This window comes from Archangium violaceum Cb vi76 (assembly GCF_000733295.1).
Taxonomy (GTDB): Bacteria; Myxococcota; Myxococcia; order Myxococcales; family Myxococcaceae; genus Archangium; species Archangium violaceum.
In genome coordinates this window covers 32541-48068 of sequence record NZ_JPMI01000168.1, presented here as the reverse complement: position 1 = coordinate 48068, position 15528 = coordinate 32541, and the positions used below count along the sequence as shown (strand labels likewise).

Genomic DNA, 15528 nt, shown 5'->3' with positions numbered 1-15528 from the left:
TCAGCACGAGAGGAACAGGGTGCAACACCCTCACCCCGCCCCTCTCCCAGAGGGAGAGGGCTGAACCCGGAATTCGACTTCCGCACCGGGGCCGTGGTACACGCGGGCCGCCTTCAGGCGTGCTCTCTGGCCCTGAAGGGCGAGGCTGTGCTGAAGCGTCGGCGTGCGGACCCCCCGCCCGCAGGCGGCCAACCCCTCGACACCCCCTCTTCTTCCCGGCGAGCGGAGGCCGAGAGCGCCGCCCGCCACAGATGATGAGCTTTTGAGGAGTTGAACCCCATGAACCCCACTTCACGGATGGACGCTCTCCGCGCGAGCGTCACCGGCACCGCAGTCAGGGTCCTCGGACTCCTGGCCGTGCTGGCCTCCGGCACCGCCCGCGCCAGCGAAGCGGACCTCGTCCTCCCTGACTTCAGCAGCGTCTCCTTCGTCGGCGGTCTCAACGGCCGCGCCCTGCTGATGGCCGGCATCGCCGTCTCCATCTTCGGCCTCGCCTTCGGCTTCATGCAGTACACGGCCCTGCGCAACCTGCCGGTCCACAAGTCGATGCTCGAGATCTCCGAGCTCATCTACGAGACCTGCAAGACGTACCTCGTCACCCAGGGCAAGTTCATCCTCATCCTCGAGGCGCTCATCGGCGCCGTGATGGTGGTGTACTTCGGCTTCCTGCAGCACATGGCGCCCGTCAAGGTCGTCACCATCCTGGTGTTCAGCCTCGTCGGCATCGCCGGCAGCTACGGCGTGGCCTGGTTCGGCATCCGGGTGAACACCTTCGCCAACAGCCGCACCGCCTTCGCGTCGCTGCGTGGCAAGCCGTACCCCACCTACGCCATCCCCCTGCAGGCCGGTATGTCCATCGGCATGGTGCTCATCTCCACCGAGCTCCTGCTGATGCTCATCATCCTCCTGTTCGTCCCCGCTGACTTCGCCGGCCCCTGCTTCATCGGCTTCGCCATCGGCGAGTCCCTGGGCGCCTCGGTGCTCCGCATCGCCGGCGGTATCTTCACGAAGATCGCCGACATCGGCTCGGACCTGATGAAGATCGTCTTCAAGATCAAGGAAGACGACGCGCGCAACCCGGGCGTGATCGCCGACTGCACCGGTGACAACGCCGGTGACTCGGTGGGCCCCTCGGCCGACGGCTTCGAGACCTACGGCGTGACGGGCGTGGCGCTCATCACCTTCATCCTCCTGGCCGTTCCGCCCGCCTTCCAGGTCCAGCTGCTCGTCTGGATCTTCATGATGCGCATCGTGATGGTGCTGGCCTCGCTGGGCTCCTACGGCATCAACGGCATCATCCAGGGCGGCAAGTACAAGAACGCGGACCACATGAACTTCGAGCACCCGCTCACGTTCCTGGTGTGGCTGACGTCCATCGTGTCCGTGGCGCTGACGTTCCTGGTCTCCTACCTGCTCATCCCCGACCTGGCGGGTGACACCACGCTGTGGTGGAAGATGTCGGCCATCATCACCTGCGGCACCCTGGCCGGCGCCATCATCCCCGAGGCCATCAAGGTCTTCACCTCCACGGAGAGCCGCCACGTGCGCGAGGTCGTCACGGCCTCCCGCGAGGGTGGTGCGTCCCTCAACGTCATCTCGGGCCTGGTCGCCGGTAACTTCTCCGGCTACTGGATGGGCATCATCATCGCGGCGCTGATGGGCGGCGCCTACTTCTTCAGCCTGGACATCCCCAACACGCTGATGATCGCCCCGGCGGTGTTCGCCTTCGGTCTGGTGGCCTTCGGCTTCCTGGGCATGGGCCCGGTGACCATCGCGGTGGACTCGTACGGCCCGGTGACGGACAACGCGCAGAGCGTGTACGAGCTGTCCCTCATCGAGAACGTCCCCAACGTGAAGGAGGAGGTCCAGAAGGACTTCGGCTTCACGCCGGACTTCGAGAAGGGCAAGGAGTACCTCGAGGAGAACGACGGCGCGGGCAACACCTTCAAGGCCACCGCCAAGCCGGTGCTCATCGGCACCGCCGTGGTGGGCGCCACCACGATGATCTTCTCCATCATCGTCATCCTGGTGGGCATCACCGTGGGCGCTGACGGCTTCCGCTCGCTCAACGCCGCCAACGCGGCCAACCTGTCGCTGCTGCACGCCCCGTTCCTGCTGGGCCTGGTGACGGGCGGCGCGGTCATCTACTGGTTCTCCGGCGCGTCGATGCAGGCCGTGTCCACCGGCGCCTACCGCGCGGTGGAGTTCATCAAGGCCAACATCAAGCTGGAGGGCGTGGAGAAGGCGAGCGTGGAGGACTCCAAGCGCGTGGTGGAGATCTGCACCCAGTACGCGCAGAAGGGCATGCTCAACATCTTCCTGGGTGTGTTCTTCAGCACCCTGGCCTTCGCGTTCCTCGAGCCGTACTTCTTCGTGGGCTACCTCATCTCCATCGCCATCTTCGGCCTCTACCAGGCCGTCTTCATGGCGAACGCCGGTGGCGCGTGGGACAACGCCAAGAAGCTGGTGGAGACGGAGCTGAAGGCCAAGGGCACGGACCTGCACGCGGCCACGGTCGTGGGCGACACGGTGGGCGACCCGTTCAAGGACACCTCGTCCGTGGCGCTCAACCCGGTCATCAAGTTCACCACCCTCTTCGGCCTGCTCGCCGTGGAGCTGGCGGTGGAGCTGGCCGCGTCCGGTCAGCGCACCCTCACCACGGTGCTCGCGGGCGCCTTCTTCGTCGCCTCGATGGTGTTCGTGTACCGCTCGTTCTACGGCATGCGCATCGAGACCCCGATGGCCGCCATCGCCGGTGAGAGCAAGCCGGGCGTGAAGCCGGCCTAGTCATTCCAGCCCCCACGGGCTGACGTGACATGAGCGGCGGGGAGCCTCGGGCTTCCCGCCGCTTCGCTTTTGCGGGCTCCGCGAGTCAGGCACTCAGCGGATGCGGAACGCGGGCGGGTCGATGCGAGTGGAGCGGCACTCGGGGCAGGAGCCGGGACGCGTGAGGCGCTTGCGCTCCTTGAAGACGAAGCCACAGGCGAGACACTCGGAGGGAATCACCTCGAGCGCGGCGCCACCGGCGCGCAGGGACTTCTCCAGGTGCTCCAGGTGCCCGGCCACGTCCTTCTCGGAGATGCCCACCCGCGCGGAGAGCTCCTTCGCGGTGAGGCCCGTCTCCGGCGCCGAGGACAGCTCGGCCTCCAGCGCGCCACGCACCGTGGCGGCCCGGGGTTGGGGAACAGGGCTGGGACTCATCGGCCACGACCTCCCACGTCGAGAGTAGTCATTCTCAGCCGCCGAGGCGTTCGCCGGCGCATGCCTGCTCGGACAGCGCGAGTCTCGCCGCTTCCGGAAACGGTTCTGGCTGTCCCATACTGGGCCGGTTTATAGCCCCGGGACAACCATGACCCCTCGCTACGCAGCCGACTACCGAACCCTCCTCTGGTGTCTCTTCATGCCGGTCGTCGCCCTGGCGCAGTACGCACGGCCCGAGCTCATTCCGTACCTCAGCCCGCTCGGTTGCTATCTGGCCCTGGCCGCCGGAGTCATCGCGCACAACCACAACCACTGCCCCACCTTCAAGAACCGGCGTCTCAACACGCTGATGGGCCTGTGGATCTCCCACTTCTACGGCTACCCCACCTTCGCCTGGGTGCCCACGCACAACCTCAACCACCACAAGCTGGTGAACAAGGCCGGCGACGCCACCATCACCTGGCGCCACACCAACAAGAACAACTGGCTGGTGGCCTTCACGTACTTCTTCGTCTCCTCCTACTGGCAGAGCGATCCCATCAAGCAGTACATCGCCAAGGCGCGCCGCTCCAACCCCGCGCTCTACCGGCAGATCATCCTGCAGTACGTGGTGTGGGCGGGCGCGCATCTGGCGCTGCTGGGCGTGGCCATCGCGATGCACGGGCCGGCCCTGGGCTTCAAGGTCTGGACGTTCGCCTTCCTCATCCCGGCGCTCTTCGCGCTGTGGACCATCATGTTCTTCAACTACATCCAGCACGTCCACACGGACCCCTGGAGCGAGCATGACCACTCGCGCAGCTTCGACGGCAAGCTCATCAACTTCTTCCTCTTCAACAACGGCCTGCACACGGCCCACCACGAGATGGCGGGCGCGCACTGGAGCACCCTGCCCGAGCTGCACGCCAAGATTGCCCCGAACATCAACCCGGAGCTCGTCCAGAGCAGCTTCTTCGGCTGGTGCATCCGCAACTACCTGCTGGCGCCCTTCTTCCCCAGCCTCGGCACGAAGCAGATTGGCCGCGCGCCCTTCGATCCACCCTCGGGCGAGTCCGTGCAGCTGACGTCCGAGGAGGTGGACGCACTGGAATCGGGCATCAACGCTGCTCGAACCTGAACACTTCGAGGGATGTACCCTCTCGACATTTAGGAATAGAAGGACTACGCCTTCAACCCCGGCTCAAGTCCGAGCCGAAAAGGCGGCATGTTCCGCCTTGTAACGAAAGAAGAACGGTTCATGGCAACTGGCACTGTCAAGTGGTTCAATGACGCGAAGGGCTTCGGATTCATCACGCAGGACGGCGGTGGCGAGGACGTGTTCTGCCACCACACGGCCATCAACATGGATGGCTTCCGCACCCTGGCCGAGGGCCAGCGCGTGGAGTTCGAGGTGACGAAGGGCCCCAAGGGCCTGCAGGCCCAGAACGTTCGCGCCGCCTAGTCCGCCAACCCGGACGAGGCCTGGAGCCTGACCTCGCCTGGGGTCGGGCTCTTTCTTTTTCATGGCCATGAGACTGCCGCCCCTACCCCGAGTCGCGGGCTTCGATGATGCGCCCTTCACGAAGCGCCCGGGAGCGAGGGTGCCGCTGGTGGGCGTGGTGTGCGCGGGAACGCGCTTCGAGGGGCTCGTCTGGGGAGGGGTGCGCAAGGACGGGTGGACGGCGACGGACGAGGTGTGCCGGCTGCTGGTGGGGGGCAAGTTCCTGCCGCAGCTGCACCTGGTGCTGCTGGACGGCATCGCCTTCGGGGGCTTCAACGTGGTGGACCTGCCGAGGCTGGCGGGGACGCTGGGCAAGCCGTGTGTCTCGGTGATGAGGCGGTTGCCGGACCTGGAGGCGATGGAGCGCGCATTGCGTCACCTGCCGAGACCGGAGCGGCGGCTGGAGCTGCTGAAGCGAGCGGGCCCCATCCATCAACTGGGAGGCTTCACGTTCCAGGTGCAGGGAGCGGAGCCGGAGTGGGTGGCCGAGGCCCTGAAGCGCCTGACGGACCGGGGAAACGTGCCGGAGGCCCTGCGATTGGCGCACCTGATTGGCTCGGCGGTGATCACGGGAGAGAGCTCCAAGCGGGCCTGAGTCCCAACCTCCCCTCGCCCTCCGGGAGAGGGACGGGGTGAGGGTGCCACGCGCCCCGAGCTCCCCACCGTGCCCCTACCGGCGGACCTCGGGGGGGACCTGTTCCAACCACCCCACCTCCAGACAAGCCCACAGCCCGAGCAACACCGCCTCCGCCGCGTCATGCCTGAGAGACGTGGGCCGCGGGGCCCCGGACCACTCAATCACGCGGCGAGCGAGCCCATCGGCGGCATCCTTGGCCAGCCCACCGGAGCGCTGCTCGCGGGCGTAAAGAAGCCGTGCGCGCCAGTCCTGAGCGGACACACGGAGCACGGGGAGCGCACGCCGCAACGCCTCTCGCTCCCACACCTCGGCGATGGGCCCGCCGCCCTCCAATACCAACCACGCGAGCATCCCAGCCGAATGCAACACGGAGGGCACGGCGCGCTTCAACCGGGACTGGCTGCCGAAGTTCTGCGAGCGGTACCAGCGCAACCGCCCATCCGGGGCATACAGCGCCAGCCCGGAGCGCAACCCGAGGTCCACCGCGAGCAGCGCCGGGCCCTCGGGTGCGCCAGGGCTCACGCCCCCTCCGTCCAGGAGACACGGAAGGTGACGCTCTCGGCGGTGAAGTCGATCAGGTCCACGCGCACGCCCAGGTCTCCAGGGCGGGCGGCGCGCAGCGTCTCGAGCATGGCGCCCTGGACGACATAGCGGGTGGGCCCGGGCTCGTTCACACACAGCTCCACCACGTTGGCGGCGATATCCGTGTGGCGGACCTCGGTGTAGTTGTTGCCCGAGCGGAAGTTCTGCTCGGTGCGAGCCACCAGGCGCTGGGGGCCGAGCAGCTGGAGGACGCGGAACATCAGGCGCCCGGTGAAGGTCTCCCGGTAGCCCTCCACCATCCGCGCGCCCAGCCACTGGTAGGCCACGGACTGGAGCTCGTTGGGGTAGAGCGCTTCGGCGACGATGGCCACGCACCGGGCCCAGGTGTCGAAGGAGTAGGCGGGCAGCAGCTTGCAGTCCAGGTCCAGCCCGGCCTGGCGCAGCTGCTGTTTCACGGCAGGTGAAATGCGCCTGGCGAGACCCTTCACGAAGAGCCCCTCGACGGTATGTTCGTAGACGAGCCGCTCCGGCATGCCGGAGAGTCTAGCGCGGACGGGAGAAACACTTCATGGGACTGCAAAAAGAGCTTGCGACGCTGGCCATGCGCGCCACCCCCCTCCCGGGTGGGGGGGACAACTTCATGGCCGCCGCCAACATCCCCACCCCGGTGCCCTCGCTGCCGGGCTCCATCGGGGCGGTGGCGCACGAGCCCTTCATGGCCCGCGAGACGCGGCGCTCCTTCGACCTGGTGGTGGTGTTCACCATCGGAGACTTCGCGGAAGCGACGGGGTGCTCCGAGTACTACAACCCGCACAGCCCCTGGTACAACGTGTTCTACGGGGCCTACGGACTGCGCTCGTACGAGCCGGACGGGAGCGCGTGGGGCTTCCACGCGGACGGCAGCCCCAACATCCCCGAGATGATGCAGGTGCCGGAGCTGGACTACAACTGGCTCACCGCCGGTGCGCTCGGGTGCCCGCCGCCGCGCATGTGCTTCCGCGCCGAGGAGGTGACGCCGGGCCGGCACCGCTCGTGGCACGTGCTGGACGTGGCGGCCACCATCCCCAGCGGGCTGCACTACCTGCGGGACGCCGTGTCGCCGGACCTGCGCTACTACGCCGTCTTCGGCCTGCCCCACGGCGACTTCATGGCCGGCGGACGGCAGAGCTACGAGCCGGTGCGGATGCGCGGGCGGATGCTCTACAAACAGGTGGGGTCCAACCTCACGCTCGCCTGGGGCGGGCTGTGTCCGGACACGGCCGAGGGAAAGAGACTGCTCTCGGCCGTGCTGGACTCGATGGACTCGCTCTACCCCGACTGAGCGGCCCTACGGCTTGCCCTGCTCCGCCTGCTCGAGCGAGGCGGCGATGCGGCCCGCGGCACCGGCCAGCTCCACGCGGCGGATTTCCAGCGTGGCGCGGGCCTGGGCCGCGGCGCTGGCGGCGAGGAAGCGCCGCGTGTCCGCGTCCGACATCTCCAGGCTGGTGGACATGCCGGCCCGGAAGGCCGCCGCCACCTGCTTCTGCACCCGGGCCGCGAGCTGCGCCTGGGACTCGGCCTGGGCCAGCGCGGCCTCGGCGGCCTGGATGTTGGCCCGGGCCGCCACCCAGTTGGCGTGGGCACGGGCGCGCGCCGACTCGTACTGCGCCTTCGCCTGCGCCAGCCGGGCCCGGTCCTCCGCCAGCGCCGCGTAGCGCTGCCCGCGGTCGTACAGCGGCATGGAGGCCGCGACGGAGATCTCGTAGGTGGTGTTCTGCCCGGTGAAGCCGGCGTTGGAGTTGTAGAGGCCGCGGGCCTGGGCCACCACGCTCGGCAGCCACGAGAAGAGGTCGTACGTCACCTTGCCCTCGTTGGCCTTCACCGCCAGCGAGGCCGAGCGCACCGCGTACGTGTCCTCCCAGGGGCTCTGGTCCTCGGAGGGGGTGAGCCACTGGGGGCCCCCCGTGGCCTCGAACGGAGCGGGCTGCACCGGCTCGCCCACCAGCGCGCCCAGGAGCGCCACCAGTTGAGCGTACTGGCCGGAGAGCTGCGCGAGCTGCACGCGGGCCTGGGCCGTCTCCGACTGGGCACGCAGCAGCGCCGCCTCCACCGTCATGCCCGCGCCGAGCTGCGCCTTCGCCTCGCCCTCGCGCTGGAGGGCCACGGACTCGGCCTCCCGCGCCGCGTCCATCAACTGCTGGATGCCCTGGAGCCCCAGGTAGGTGCGGGCCACCGCCAGCAGTACCTGCTCGCGCGCCTCCAGGGCGCCCAGCTCCGCCGCCTCCGCGCCCGCCTTCGCCGGGCCGAGCAGGAAGACGCCCGCCGGGGTGAAGAGGGGCTGGGAGATCTGCGCCGTCGCGTACTGCGAGTTCCTCGCCGTGATGACGACGGGCTCCGGGACGAGCTGCGGGTTGACGGGCAGGAGCTGGAACACGCCGGCCACCAGCCCGACGAAGCTGCCGAGGTCGAGCTGGGCCTCGGCGCTGGCGTGGACGTACTGGGCGCCGACCGTCAGCTCGGGCTGCCAGGCCGTCCAGGCGCGGCGGACACCGGCGGCGGCCACGGCGGACTGGGCGCGTGCGGCGGCCACGTCCGGGCTCTGCACCGCGGCCAGGGAGAGCGCCTCGTGCAGCGTCACGGTGCGCTGCGCACCGGGAGCGGGAGCCCCCACCGTCGCGGGCTGCGCGGCGGGAGCCTGCCCCAAGGCGCGCGGGGCGTCCGCGGGCGCCTGGGCGAGCGCACCGAGCGGGGAGAGAGCGGCGAGGAGGACGAGCGACAGGGGGCGCCGGGCGGACCCGGCGGCGATTCGGATGAACATGGGCAGGGACAAAGCGAAGGAGGATGGGGAGAGGGGCAGCGCCCGGACCGCTCAGGCGGCGCGCTGCTCCTGGGACTCCGGGACGGGGATGGGCAGGCCCTCGTCCTTCTTCTGGGGGCGTTTGGAGAAGCCGATGCGCTCCATGGCCGCGAACACCACCGGCACCACCAGCAGCGTGAGGAAGGTGGAGGTGATGACGCCGCCGATGACGGCGATGGCCATGGGGGCGCGGAACTCGGAGCCCACGCCCTCGCCGATGGCGGTGGGCACCATGCCGATGGCCATGGCGGCGCTCGTCATGAGGATGGGACGCAGCCGGCGCGGACCCGCCTTCATGAGCGCCTCGTCCACCGTGGCGCCCTCGCGCAGGTACTGCAGCGCGCCGTCCACCAGGAGGATGGCGTTCTTCGTCACCAGGCCCATCAGCAGGATGATGCCGATCATCGCGCCCATGGACACGTGGTAGCCGCCGAAGACGAGACCCAGCAGCGCGCCCACGAGCGCCAGCGGCAGCGACACCATGATGGTGAAGGGGTGCTTGAAGGACTCGAACTGGCTGGCGAGCACCATGTAGATGAAGACGAAGGCCAGCAGGAAGGCGGTGGCGAAGGCGTCGTTCTGCTCGGACATCATCTTGATCTGCCCGTCGTAGATGAGCGAGTAGCCCGGGGCGAGCGGCTTCTCGGCGATCTTCTGCTTGAGCTGCGCCGCCACGTCACCCAGGGCGGCGCCATTGAGCTGCGAGTAGATGGCGAGCTGCCGCTGACGGTTCTCGTGCTCGATGACGCTCGGCCCGTCGCGCAGCTCCACCTTCGCCACGTCCGTCACCGGGACGAGCCCCTTGGGCGTGGCGATCATGATCTGCCGCACACGCTCGGGGGTGGCGCGGTCGCGCTCGCTCAGCCGCACGCGGATGTCCGTCTCGTCGACGCCCTCGCGCAGCTTGGCGGCCACGTCACCGCCGATGGCCATGCGCATCTGCAGGGCGATGGCCGCGGCGCTCACGCCCAGGTCCTTGGCGCGCGCCCGGTCCACCTCGATGGCCAGCTCCGGCTTGGGCGGGTTGTAGTCCACGCGCACGTCCGCCGTGCCCGGGATGTCCCGGAGAATCTGCGCGATGCGCTCGGACTCCTCGTGGATCTTCCCCAGGTCCGGGCCGGTGATGCGAATCATGATGGGATAGAAGTCGCCACCCAGGCCGTCGATGATGGGCAGGTCCTGCAGGTTGATGCGGGTGGCGGGCAGTGCCGGGCTGAGGAGCGCACGCGCCTCTTCCTTGATGGCCTGGATGCCCCGCTGACGCGACTGCTTGTTGGTGACGATGACCCGGAGGCGCGCCTTGTTCACGTCGCCGTTGTCACCAACGATGGAGTAGATGTCCGTCACCTCGGGCATGCCCTTGAGGACCTTCTCGGCCTCCGCCACGCGCGTGGCGGTCTGATCCAGGCTGGAGGCATCGGGCAGGATGAGCTGCACGATGAACTGCGAGCGGTCCTCGGCCGAAATGAACTCCATGCCCAGACGGCTGGCGGCCCCGAAGGACGCCACCATCACCAGCACGGTGATGCCCGTGGTGAGCCACTTGTGGTCGAGCACCCAGCGCAGGATGTTCGAGTAGACGCGCTCGCTGCCGTCCAGGAAGCGGCGGATGGCGCTGGCCACCGCGTTCTCCTGGTGGTGCTCACCGGCCTGCCGCTGCTTCGCCAGGCGCGCGGACAGCATCGGGTCCAACGTGAAGGAGATGAAGAGCGAGATGAGCACCGCCACCGAGATGGTGATGCCGAATTGCTGGAGGAACTGGCCCACCATGCCGGGCATGAAGGCCACCGGGACGAACACCGCCACCAGGGCGAACGTGGTGGCGAGCACCGCCAGACCCACGTCCTTGGTGCCGTTGGAGGCCGCGCTCACCGGATCCTCGCCATTCTCCAGGCGGTGGGTGATGGCCTCGCGCACCACCACCGCGTCGTCGATGAGCAGACCGATGGCCAGCGACAGCGCCAGCAGCGTCATCTGGTTGAGCGAGTAGCCCAGCGCGTACATCACGAAGAACGTGCCGATGACGGAGGTGGGCAGCGCCAGCGAGGAGATGAAGGTGCCGCGAGGATCCAACAGGAACATCAGGATGATGAGCACCGCCATCGCGCCACCGAAGAGGAGCGCGACCCACACCTCGTGGGCGTTCTCGCGGATGTCCACCGACTGGTCGATGAGCAGCCGGGTTTGGAAACCGTGGCCCAGGGTGGGCACCACGGTGTCCATGGCCTTCTTCACCGCGTCGCTCACCGCCACGGTGTTGGAGCCGGGCTGCTTGATGACCTCGAGGATGACGGCGTCATTGCTATTGAGGCGCGCCGTGGTGCGCCGCTCGGCCGCGCCGTCGGTGATGGTGGCGATCTCCTCCAGCCGCACCTGCGTGCCCGTGCGGCTCTGGGCCACCGGGAGCTGGCGCAGCTCGTCCACGCTCTTGAACTGACCCAGCGAGCGCACCGTCAGCTCGGTGGGCCCCAACTGCAACCGGCCCGCCGGCAGGTCCAGGTTCTCCTGGCCGATGCGCTGGCCGATGTCCATCACCGACACGCCCACCGCGCGCGCCTTGTCCAGGTCCACGTCCACCTGGATTTCACGCACGTCACCGCCGTTGATGCGCACGTCCGCCACGCCCTCCATCTGCGCCAGCGCCGGCTTGAGCTTGTCCTCGATGATCTTGCGCACCGCGCGCGAGTCCACTTCCGCGCTCGCCGCATAGGTGAGGACGGGCACCGCGGAGATGTCCACGCGGCCCACCACCGGCACATCCGCCTCCTGCGGCAGCTTGTTGGTGATGCCCGAGACCTTGTCGCGCACCTCCTGCACCGACCGGTCCAGGTTGGCCGACAGCTTGAACTGGACGATGACCGTGCCCACGTTCTCGCGGCTGAAGGAGTGGATCTTGTCCACGCCGCTGATGCCGGCGACGGCATCCTCGACGGGCTTGATGATCTGGGTCTCGATCTCACCCGGGCCCGCGCCCTTGTAGATGGTGTTGACCACCACCACCGGGATGGAGATGTCGGGGAAGAGATCGGTCCCCAGCCGGGTGTACCCCATCACTCCGAGGACGATGAGGCAGAGGGACATCATGGCCGTGAAGACCGGCCGGCGAATGGAGACGTCGCTGAGGAGCATGGGGGGACGCCCTGGAATCGTGCGGCGGGGATTACTTCACGGAGACGCGCGTACCCTCGGAGAGGGACGGCGTGGGGAACTCGACGACCTTGTCCAGCGGGGCGGCGGCCTTCACCACCACCTCGCGCATGCCACGCTCGAGGACCTGGACGTCCACGCGGCGCACCTCGCTCGAGGCGCCCACCACGAAGACATGATCACCCCCCGAGGAGGACAGCGCGGAAGCGGGCACGGCCTGCGCCTCCTGCTCGTCGCTCAGCGGGAGGAGGACGCGCGCCAGGGTGTTGGCCACGAAGCGGCCATCCTTGTTGGGCACCAGGATGTCCACCGGGATGCGGCGGGTGGCCTGATCCGCCGAGGCGATGACGGTACGGATGACGGCCTCGTCCGTGGAGGCACCACCACCGATGACCTCCACACGCACCTTGGTGCCCGGCTTGAGGCGGGCGCGGACGGAATCGGTCACCGTCGTCTTCAGCAGCAGGGTGCCCAGGTTCTCCAGGGAGAACATCGGCGCGCCCGGGCCCACGATGGCGCCCACCTGCTCGGGCGCGTCCACGACGGTGCCGGAGAAGGGCGCCTTGAGGTCGTGCTTGCGGCGGCCCGCCTGAGCCTGCGCGAGCTGCGCCTTCGCGGCCAGCAACTGCGCCTCGGCCTGCTTCGCCTGGGTGCTGGAGGTGAGGTTCTGCAGGTCGCTCACATTGCCCTGCTCTTGCAGCTTCGCGTTGCGGCTGGCCACGTCGGAGGCCATGGCCGCACTCACCTCGGCGGCGGCCACGGCGGCCTGGGCCTGGGCGAGCTGCGCGTCGGAGATCTCCGGGTTGAGCTGCGCGAGCACCTGGCCTTCCTGCACCGTCTGGCCCTTCTTCACGCGCACCTTGTCCAGGCGGCCACCCACCTCGAAGCCCACCTGCAGGGCCTGGGCGGGGAAGAGGGTGCCCGTCACCTCCTCGCGCAGCGACGTCTTCACCGAGCGCGGGGAGAGCACCGTCACCGCGGGGACCTCCGCCACGGCGGCCTTGGTGGCGGCGGCGGGAGCGGCGTCGGCCTTGCAGCCCGAGAGGGGAAGCGCGGTGGCGGCCAGGCCGACAGCGGCGAGCCCGGCGACAAGCGGCGTCCTGGAGAGTTTCACGGTCATGACCTCGAGGTGCTACGGGGACGGGAAACGGCGCGGGCCTGGGGCCTGCGCGGGGAAGTCTTCTTGGGCGTGGAGGGACGACGCGGGGCGGTGGCGGCCTTCGGGGGCGAGGCTGCCCTCGCGGATGAGCCGGTGGATGGAGCGGGCCCACGCCGCCAGGTCCGGCTTCTGCTCCATCTGGCTCATCTGCTGCGCCAGCAGCACGTACGTACCGACGATGAGCGAGCCGATGACGGTGGGGGGCACGTCCGCGCGGCTCACGCAGTCTTCCTGCAGGCGCTGGAACTCCTGCGACACCCGCGACACCTCGCGGTCCACCAGCCCCCACATGAGCGACTCGAACTCGGTGCCCTGGCTGCCGCGCATCAGCACGTGCACCACGTCACGGTAGGCCCACATGAGCTCCAGCGTGCCCAGATCCGACTCCGTGCTCATCGACACCAGGAGCTCGTAGCGCTCGGAGCGCTCGGCCACGTCGTGCGCCTCCAGCGGACCGTGCTCGGCGTGGAAGCGCTCCATCTCCTTGATGCGCCGCTCGATGAGCAGGTTCATCGCGGAGCTGAACTCGGCCACCACCTCGCCGAAGAGGGCCTCCTTGGAGGCGGCGTGCAGATAGAAAGCGCCCTTGGAGAGGCCACAGGCGGCGGTGATGTCCTCGATGCGAGCACCGCGCAGACCCTTCTTCACGAACTCCGCTCGCGCGGCGGCGATGAGTGCTGCACGAGCGTGTGGATCCGCAGGACGAGCCATGACGGCCGCATTACTAACCCGCTGGTCAGAAACTCCGCCAGGGGATTACTGAATCACGGGTCAGAAACCCCCAAGACTGACTCATCAAAACAATAAACACATCTAATTCAACACAAGAGAGCGTTTCCCAAGTCCTCTGCTCTAGCGTACCCGCCCATGCGGCTTGCACCCCTTGCTCGACGCCTCCCAAATGCGTGTGCCCTCCTCCTGCTTGGGACACTCTGTGCGTTTCCTGGTCCCCTCAGCGCCGGACAGCCGCTCCGTGCTCCTGGTGACTGCTCCGAGGAGGAACACAAGCAGTTGAAGGAAGAAGTGGGGCGCGCCTGCAAGGCGACGAGCATGCGGTGCCACGAGTATCAAAGCTGCGACGAGCTGCTCGCGAACTGGCTGAAGTATCAGCGATGCATCAGCGCCAGGGTGGCCATCATGGACAAGTGCTTCCGAGGGGGAGACGAGAATCACCGCAGGGAAGTCGAGAACTACCGGAGTGGAGCCGCAGAGTGCTCACGGCTCATGAATCTGCAGCGCTGCCCGAAGCAGTGCCGGTGAGTCGCCATGCCAGACTCCAGGCGTGAAGCCCTTCAGAGGCAGATCGAAGCCGCCTTCGCCGACGCCCCCCATCCCGGGGACGATCGCATCGGTTATGACGCCGACGACTGGGAGAGCGCGGAACTGGCCCGCGCCTTCAAGGGGCGGCAGTGGAAGGAACTGTCCCCCGTCGAGCTTCAGTACCACTCCAGCTCCTTCCTGAGCTCGGAGGGATTCAGGTACTACCTCCCCGCCTACCTGCTGGCGGCGCTGGAGGACCACGGCAATCTGATGCCCCATACCGTTTACGGACTGACGCTTCCCCAGGGGTCCTCACCCGAGGAGCAGCGCCTTCGCGCCTGGCAGCTCGAACGATTCGAAGTGCTCTCTCCCACCCAGAAGCGTGCCGTCCGGGCGTTCCTGGAGTTCGCCAGGGACGAGGCCTCGCACTACTTCTCGCAAGGACAGGAGCCGCGTCTCGCGCTCGAGCGGTACTGGGAACAGCAATAGCGAGGGCTACGGGGAGGGCGCGCCGAGCCGCCCCAGGGCGGTGCACAGGGGGCACGCGGCCGGAGCGTGGGGCACGTCGCGGCGGTGGAGATCCAACACCGCGCGGGACACCTCGGCCAGCTCGCGGCGCACCTCGCGGCGGGCCCCCTTCACCCGGGCGATCTTCAGGTTGTCGTAGGCCGTCGTCTGGTGTCGCATCCAGGCGATGACCGCGGCCTCGGCGCGGCGCTCGATGGGAATGCGCTCCGTACGCGCCACCGTGCCGCTCCCCACCGGGGTGGCATGGGCCGATACCGCCACCGCCAGCTTCTTCGCCTGGGCGATGAAACCAGGCGCGAAGGCGAGGAAGCGCAGCACCGTGTTGGCGAAGTCCACCTCGTACTCGGCCTGCTCGCGCTCACGGCGGCGCACATCCGCTTCCCGCTTCTTCGCATAGGCCGGGGTGGCGCGCTCGGTCTCCAGGACCGCCCGGGCGGCGATGATGTGGGCCTCGGGCGCCCAGACCCCCTGGGAAAAAATCTTCCGGCCCTTCTTCTCCACCACCGTCCAGCTGGGACCGGCGGCCTTCACCCGGCGGGTGAGTCCGGCATCACCCGGGGGCAACAGGGCCCAGCCCGGGGGCACGGAGAGGATGGAGCCGTCGGCCGCGCGCACGCGGCGCGGGTCGCTCGTGGGGGAGACGGTGAGGGAGTCGCTCATGTCGGACGCTGGCGCCTATACCGCATGCCGAGTCAGAGGGGGAAGCACCTCCGCGTCAACCTCTGCTAGATGGGACATGT

Annotated in this window: 15 protein-coding genes; 7 read left to right on the top strand and 8 right to left on the bottom strand. The window is 68.4% G+C overall.

Annotated features, from left to right (window positions below):
* The first annotated feature begins 279 nt into the window (after nt 1-279).
* Entirely contained in the window at nt 280-2787 is a 2508-nt protein-coding gene (locus Q664_RS24890; RefSeq protein WP_043400638.1) for a sodium-translocating pyrophosphatase, read from the top strand.
* A gap of 93 nt (nt 2788-2880) precedes the next feature.
* Here Q664_RS24890 and Q664_RS24885 read toward each other — a convergent pair whose 3' ends face one another.
* Entirely contained in the window at nt 2881-3201 is a 321-nt protein-coding gene (locus Q664_RS24885; protein WP_043400635.1) for a transcriptional regulator, read from the bottom strand.
* Between the two features lie 199 nt (nt 3202-3400).
* On the opposite strand from Q664_RS24885, the gene Q664_RS24880 reads away from it, so the two are divergent.
* From Q664_RS24880 to Q664_RS24870, 3 genes are all read left to right on the top strand, one after another.
* Entirely contained in the window at nt 3401-4315 is a 915-nt protein-coding gene (locus tag Q664_RS24880; RefSeq protein WP_084610347.1) for a fatty acid desaturase family protein, read from the top strand.
* A 120-nt stretch (nt 4316-4435) separates the two neighbouring features.
* Nucleotides 4436-4639, top strand: a complete 204-nt coding sequence (locus Q664_RS24875; protein ID WP_043400630.1) for a cold-shock protein — start codon at nt 4436-4438, stop codon at nt 4637-4639.
* A 61-nt stretch (nt 4640-4700) separates the two neighbouring features.
* Nucleotides 4701-5273: an endonuclease dU gene (locus Q664_RS24870; RefSeq protein ID WP_235216861.1), complete on the top strand. Its 573-nt coding sequence runs from the start codon at nt 4701-4703 to the stop codon at nt 5271-5273.
* Nucleotides 5274-5348: 75 nt separating this feature from the next.
* Here Q664_RS24870 and Q664_RS24865 read toward each other — a convergent pair whose 3' ends face one another.
* Together Q664_RS24865 and Q664_RS24860 are read right to left on the bottom strand one after the other, a co-directional pair.
* Nucleotides 5349-5837, bottom strand: coding sequence for a hypothetical protein (locus Q664_RS24865; RefSeq protein WP_043400626.1), 489 nt, complete (start codon nt 5835-5837; stop codon nt 5349-5351).
* Nucleotides 5834-6391 carry a DUF2378 family protein gene (locus tag Q664_RS24860; RefSeq protein WP_043400623.1) on the bottom strand — a complete coding sequence of 186 codons (558 nt, stop codon included), beginning with the start codon at nt 6389-6391 and terminating at the stop codon, nt 5834-5836. The genes Q664_RS24865 and Q664_RS24860 overlap by 4 nt, the downstream gene beginning before the upstream one ends.
* Before the next feature lie 35 nt (nt 6392-6426).
* Here Q664_RS24860 and Q664_RS24855 point away from each other — a divergent pair, with 35 nt between their 5' ends.
* Entirely contained in the window at nt 6427-7179 is a 753-nt protein-coding gene (locus tag Q664_RS24855; RefSeq protein ID WP_043400620.1) for a hypothetical protein, read from the top strand.
* A 6-nt stretch (nt 7180-7185) separates the two neighbouring features.
* On the opposite strand, the gene Q664_RS24850 is transcribed toward Q664_RS24855, so the two are convergent.
* The 4 genes from Q664_RS24850 to Q664_RS24835 are packed head-to-tail and all read right to left on the bottom strand — an operon-like array spanning nt 7186 to nt 13711.
* Nucleotides 7186-8655 (bottom strand): TolC family protein, encoded by a 1470-nt coding sequence (locus Q664_RS24850; RefSeq protein WP_043400617.1) that lies wholly within the window; start codon nt 8653-8655, stop codon nt 7186-7188.
* A 51-nt stretch (nt 8656-8706) separates the two neighbouring features.
* Nucleotides 8707-11823, bottom strand: coding sequence for an efflux RND transporter permease subunit (locus Q664_RS24845; RefSeq protein WP_043400614.1), 3117 nt, complete (start codon nt 11821-11823; stop codon nt 8707-8709).
* Nucleotides 11824-11854: 31 nt separating this feature from the next.
* A complete protein-coding gene (locus Q664_RS24840; protein WP_052518626.1) occupies nt 11855-12961 on the bottom strand; it encodes an efflux RND transporter periplasmic adaptor subunit in 1107 nt (368 codons plus the stop codon).
* 12 nt (nt 12962-12973) lie between these two features.
* Nucleotides 12974-13711, bottom strand: a complete 738-nt coding sequence (locus tag Q664_RS24835; RefSeq protein ID WP_235216860.1) for a TetR/AcrR family transcriptional regulator — start codon at nt 13709-13711, stop codon at nt 12974-12976.
* A 156-nt stretch (nt 13712-13867) separates the two neighbouring features.
* On the opposite strand from Q664_RS24835, the gene Q664_RS62235 reads away from it, so the two are divergent.
* Together Q664_RS62235 and Q664_RS24825 are read left to right on the top strand one after the other, a co-directional pair.
* Complete coding sequence (locus tag Q664_RS62235) at nt 13868-14260, top strand: hypothetical protein (RefSeq protein WP_075207504.1); 393 nt, start codon at nt 13868-13870, stop codon at nt 14258-14260.
* A 6-nt stretch (nt 14261-14266) separates the two neighbouring features.
* On the top strand, nt 14267-14749 hold the full coding sequence (locus Q664_RS24825) for a DUF6714 family protein (RefSeq protein WP_043400608.1): 483 nt from the start codon (nt 14267-14269) through the stop codon (nt 14747-14749).
* Nucleotides 14750-14755: 6 nt separating this feature from the next.
* Here Q664_RS24825 and Q664_RS24820 read toward each other — a convergent pair whose 3' ends face one another.
* On the bottom strand, nt 14756-15448 hold the full coding sequence (locus Q664_RS24820; RefSeq protein ID WP_043400604.1) for a DUF2293 domain-containing protein: 693 nt from the start codon (nt 15446-15448) through the stop codon (nt 14756-14758).
* Between the last annotated feature and the right edge of the window lie 80 nt (nt 15449-15528).

Excerpts from the sequence above, each read along its gene's own strand:
- Q664_RS24820 (WP_043400604.1), bottom strand. The coding sequence starts at position 15,448 with ATGAGCGACTCCCTCACCGTCTCCCCCACGAGCGACCCGCGCCGCGTG.
- Q664_RS24850 (WP_043400617.1), bottom strand. The coding sequence starts at position 8,655 with ATGTTCATCCGAATCGCCGCCGGGTCCGCCCGGCGCCCCCTGTCGCTC.
- Q664_RS24880 (WP_084610347.1), top strand. The coding sequence starts at position 3,401 with ATGCCGGTCGTCGCCCTGGCGCAGTACGCACGGCCCGAGCTCATTCCG.
- Q664_RS24825 (WP_043400608.1), top strand. The coding sequence starts at position 14,267 with ATGCCAGACTCCAGGCGTGAAGCCCTTCAGAGGCAGATCGAAGCCGCC.
- Q664_RS24885 (WP_043400635.1), bottom strand. The coding sequence starts at position 3,201 with ATGAGTCCCAGCCCTGTTCCCCAACCCCGGGCCGCCACGGTGCGTGGC.
- Q664_RS24875 (WP_043400630.1), top strand. The coding sequence starts at position 4,436 with ATGGCAACTGGCACTGTCAAGTGGTTCAATGACGCGAAGGGCTTCGGA.
- Q664_RS24840 (WP_052518626.1), bottom strand. The coding sequence starts at position 12,961 with ATGACCGTGAAACTCTCCAGGACGCCGCTTGTCGCCGGGCTCGCCGCT.
- Q664_RS62235 (WP_075207504.1), top strand. The coding sequence starts at position 13,868 with ATGCGGCTTGCACCCCTTGCTCGACGCCTCCCAAATGCGTGTGCCCTC.
- Q664_RS24835 (WP_235216860.1), bottom strand. The coding sequence starts at position 13,711 with ATGGCTCGTCCTGCGGATCCACACGCTCGTGCAGCACTCATCGCCGCC.
- Q664_RS24860 (WP_043400623.1), bottom strand. The coding sequence starts at position 6,391 with ATGCCGGAGCGGCTCGTCTACGAACATACCGTCGAGGGGCTCTTCGTG.
- Q664_RS24890 (WP_043400638.1), top strand. The coding sequence starts at position 280 with ATGAACCCCACTTCACGGATGGACGCTCTCCGCGCGAGCGTCACCGGC.
- Q664_RS24845 (WP_043400614.1), bottom strand. The coding sequence starts at position 11,823 with ATGCTCCTCAGCGACGTCTCCATTCGCCGGCCGGTCTTCACGGCCATG.
- Q664_RS24870 (WP_235216861.1), top strand. The coding sequence starts at position 4,701 with ATGGCCATGAGACTGCCGCCCCTACCCCGAGTCGCGGGCTTCGATGAT.
- Q664_RS24855 (WP_043400620.1), top strand. The coding sequence starts at position 6,427 with ATGGGACTGCAAAAAGAGCTTGCGACGCTGGCCATGCGCGCCACCCCC.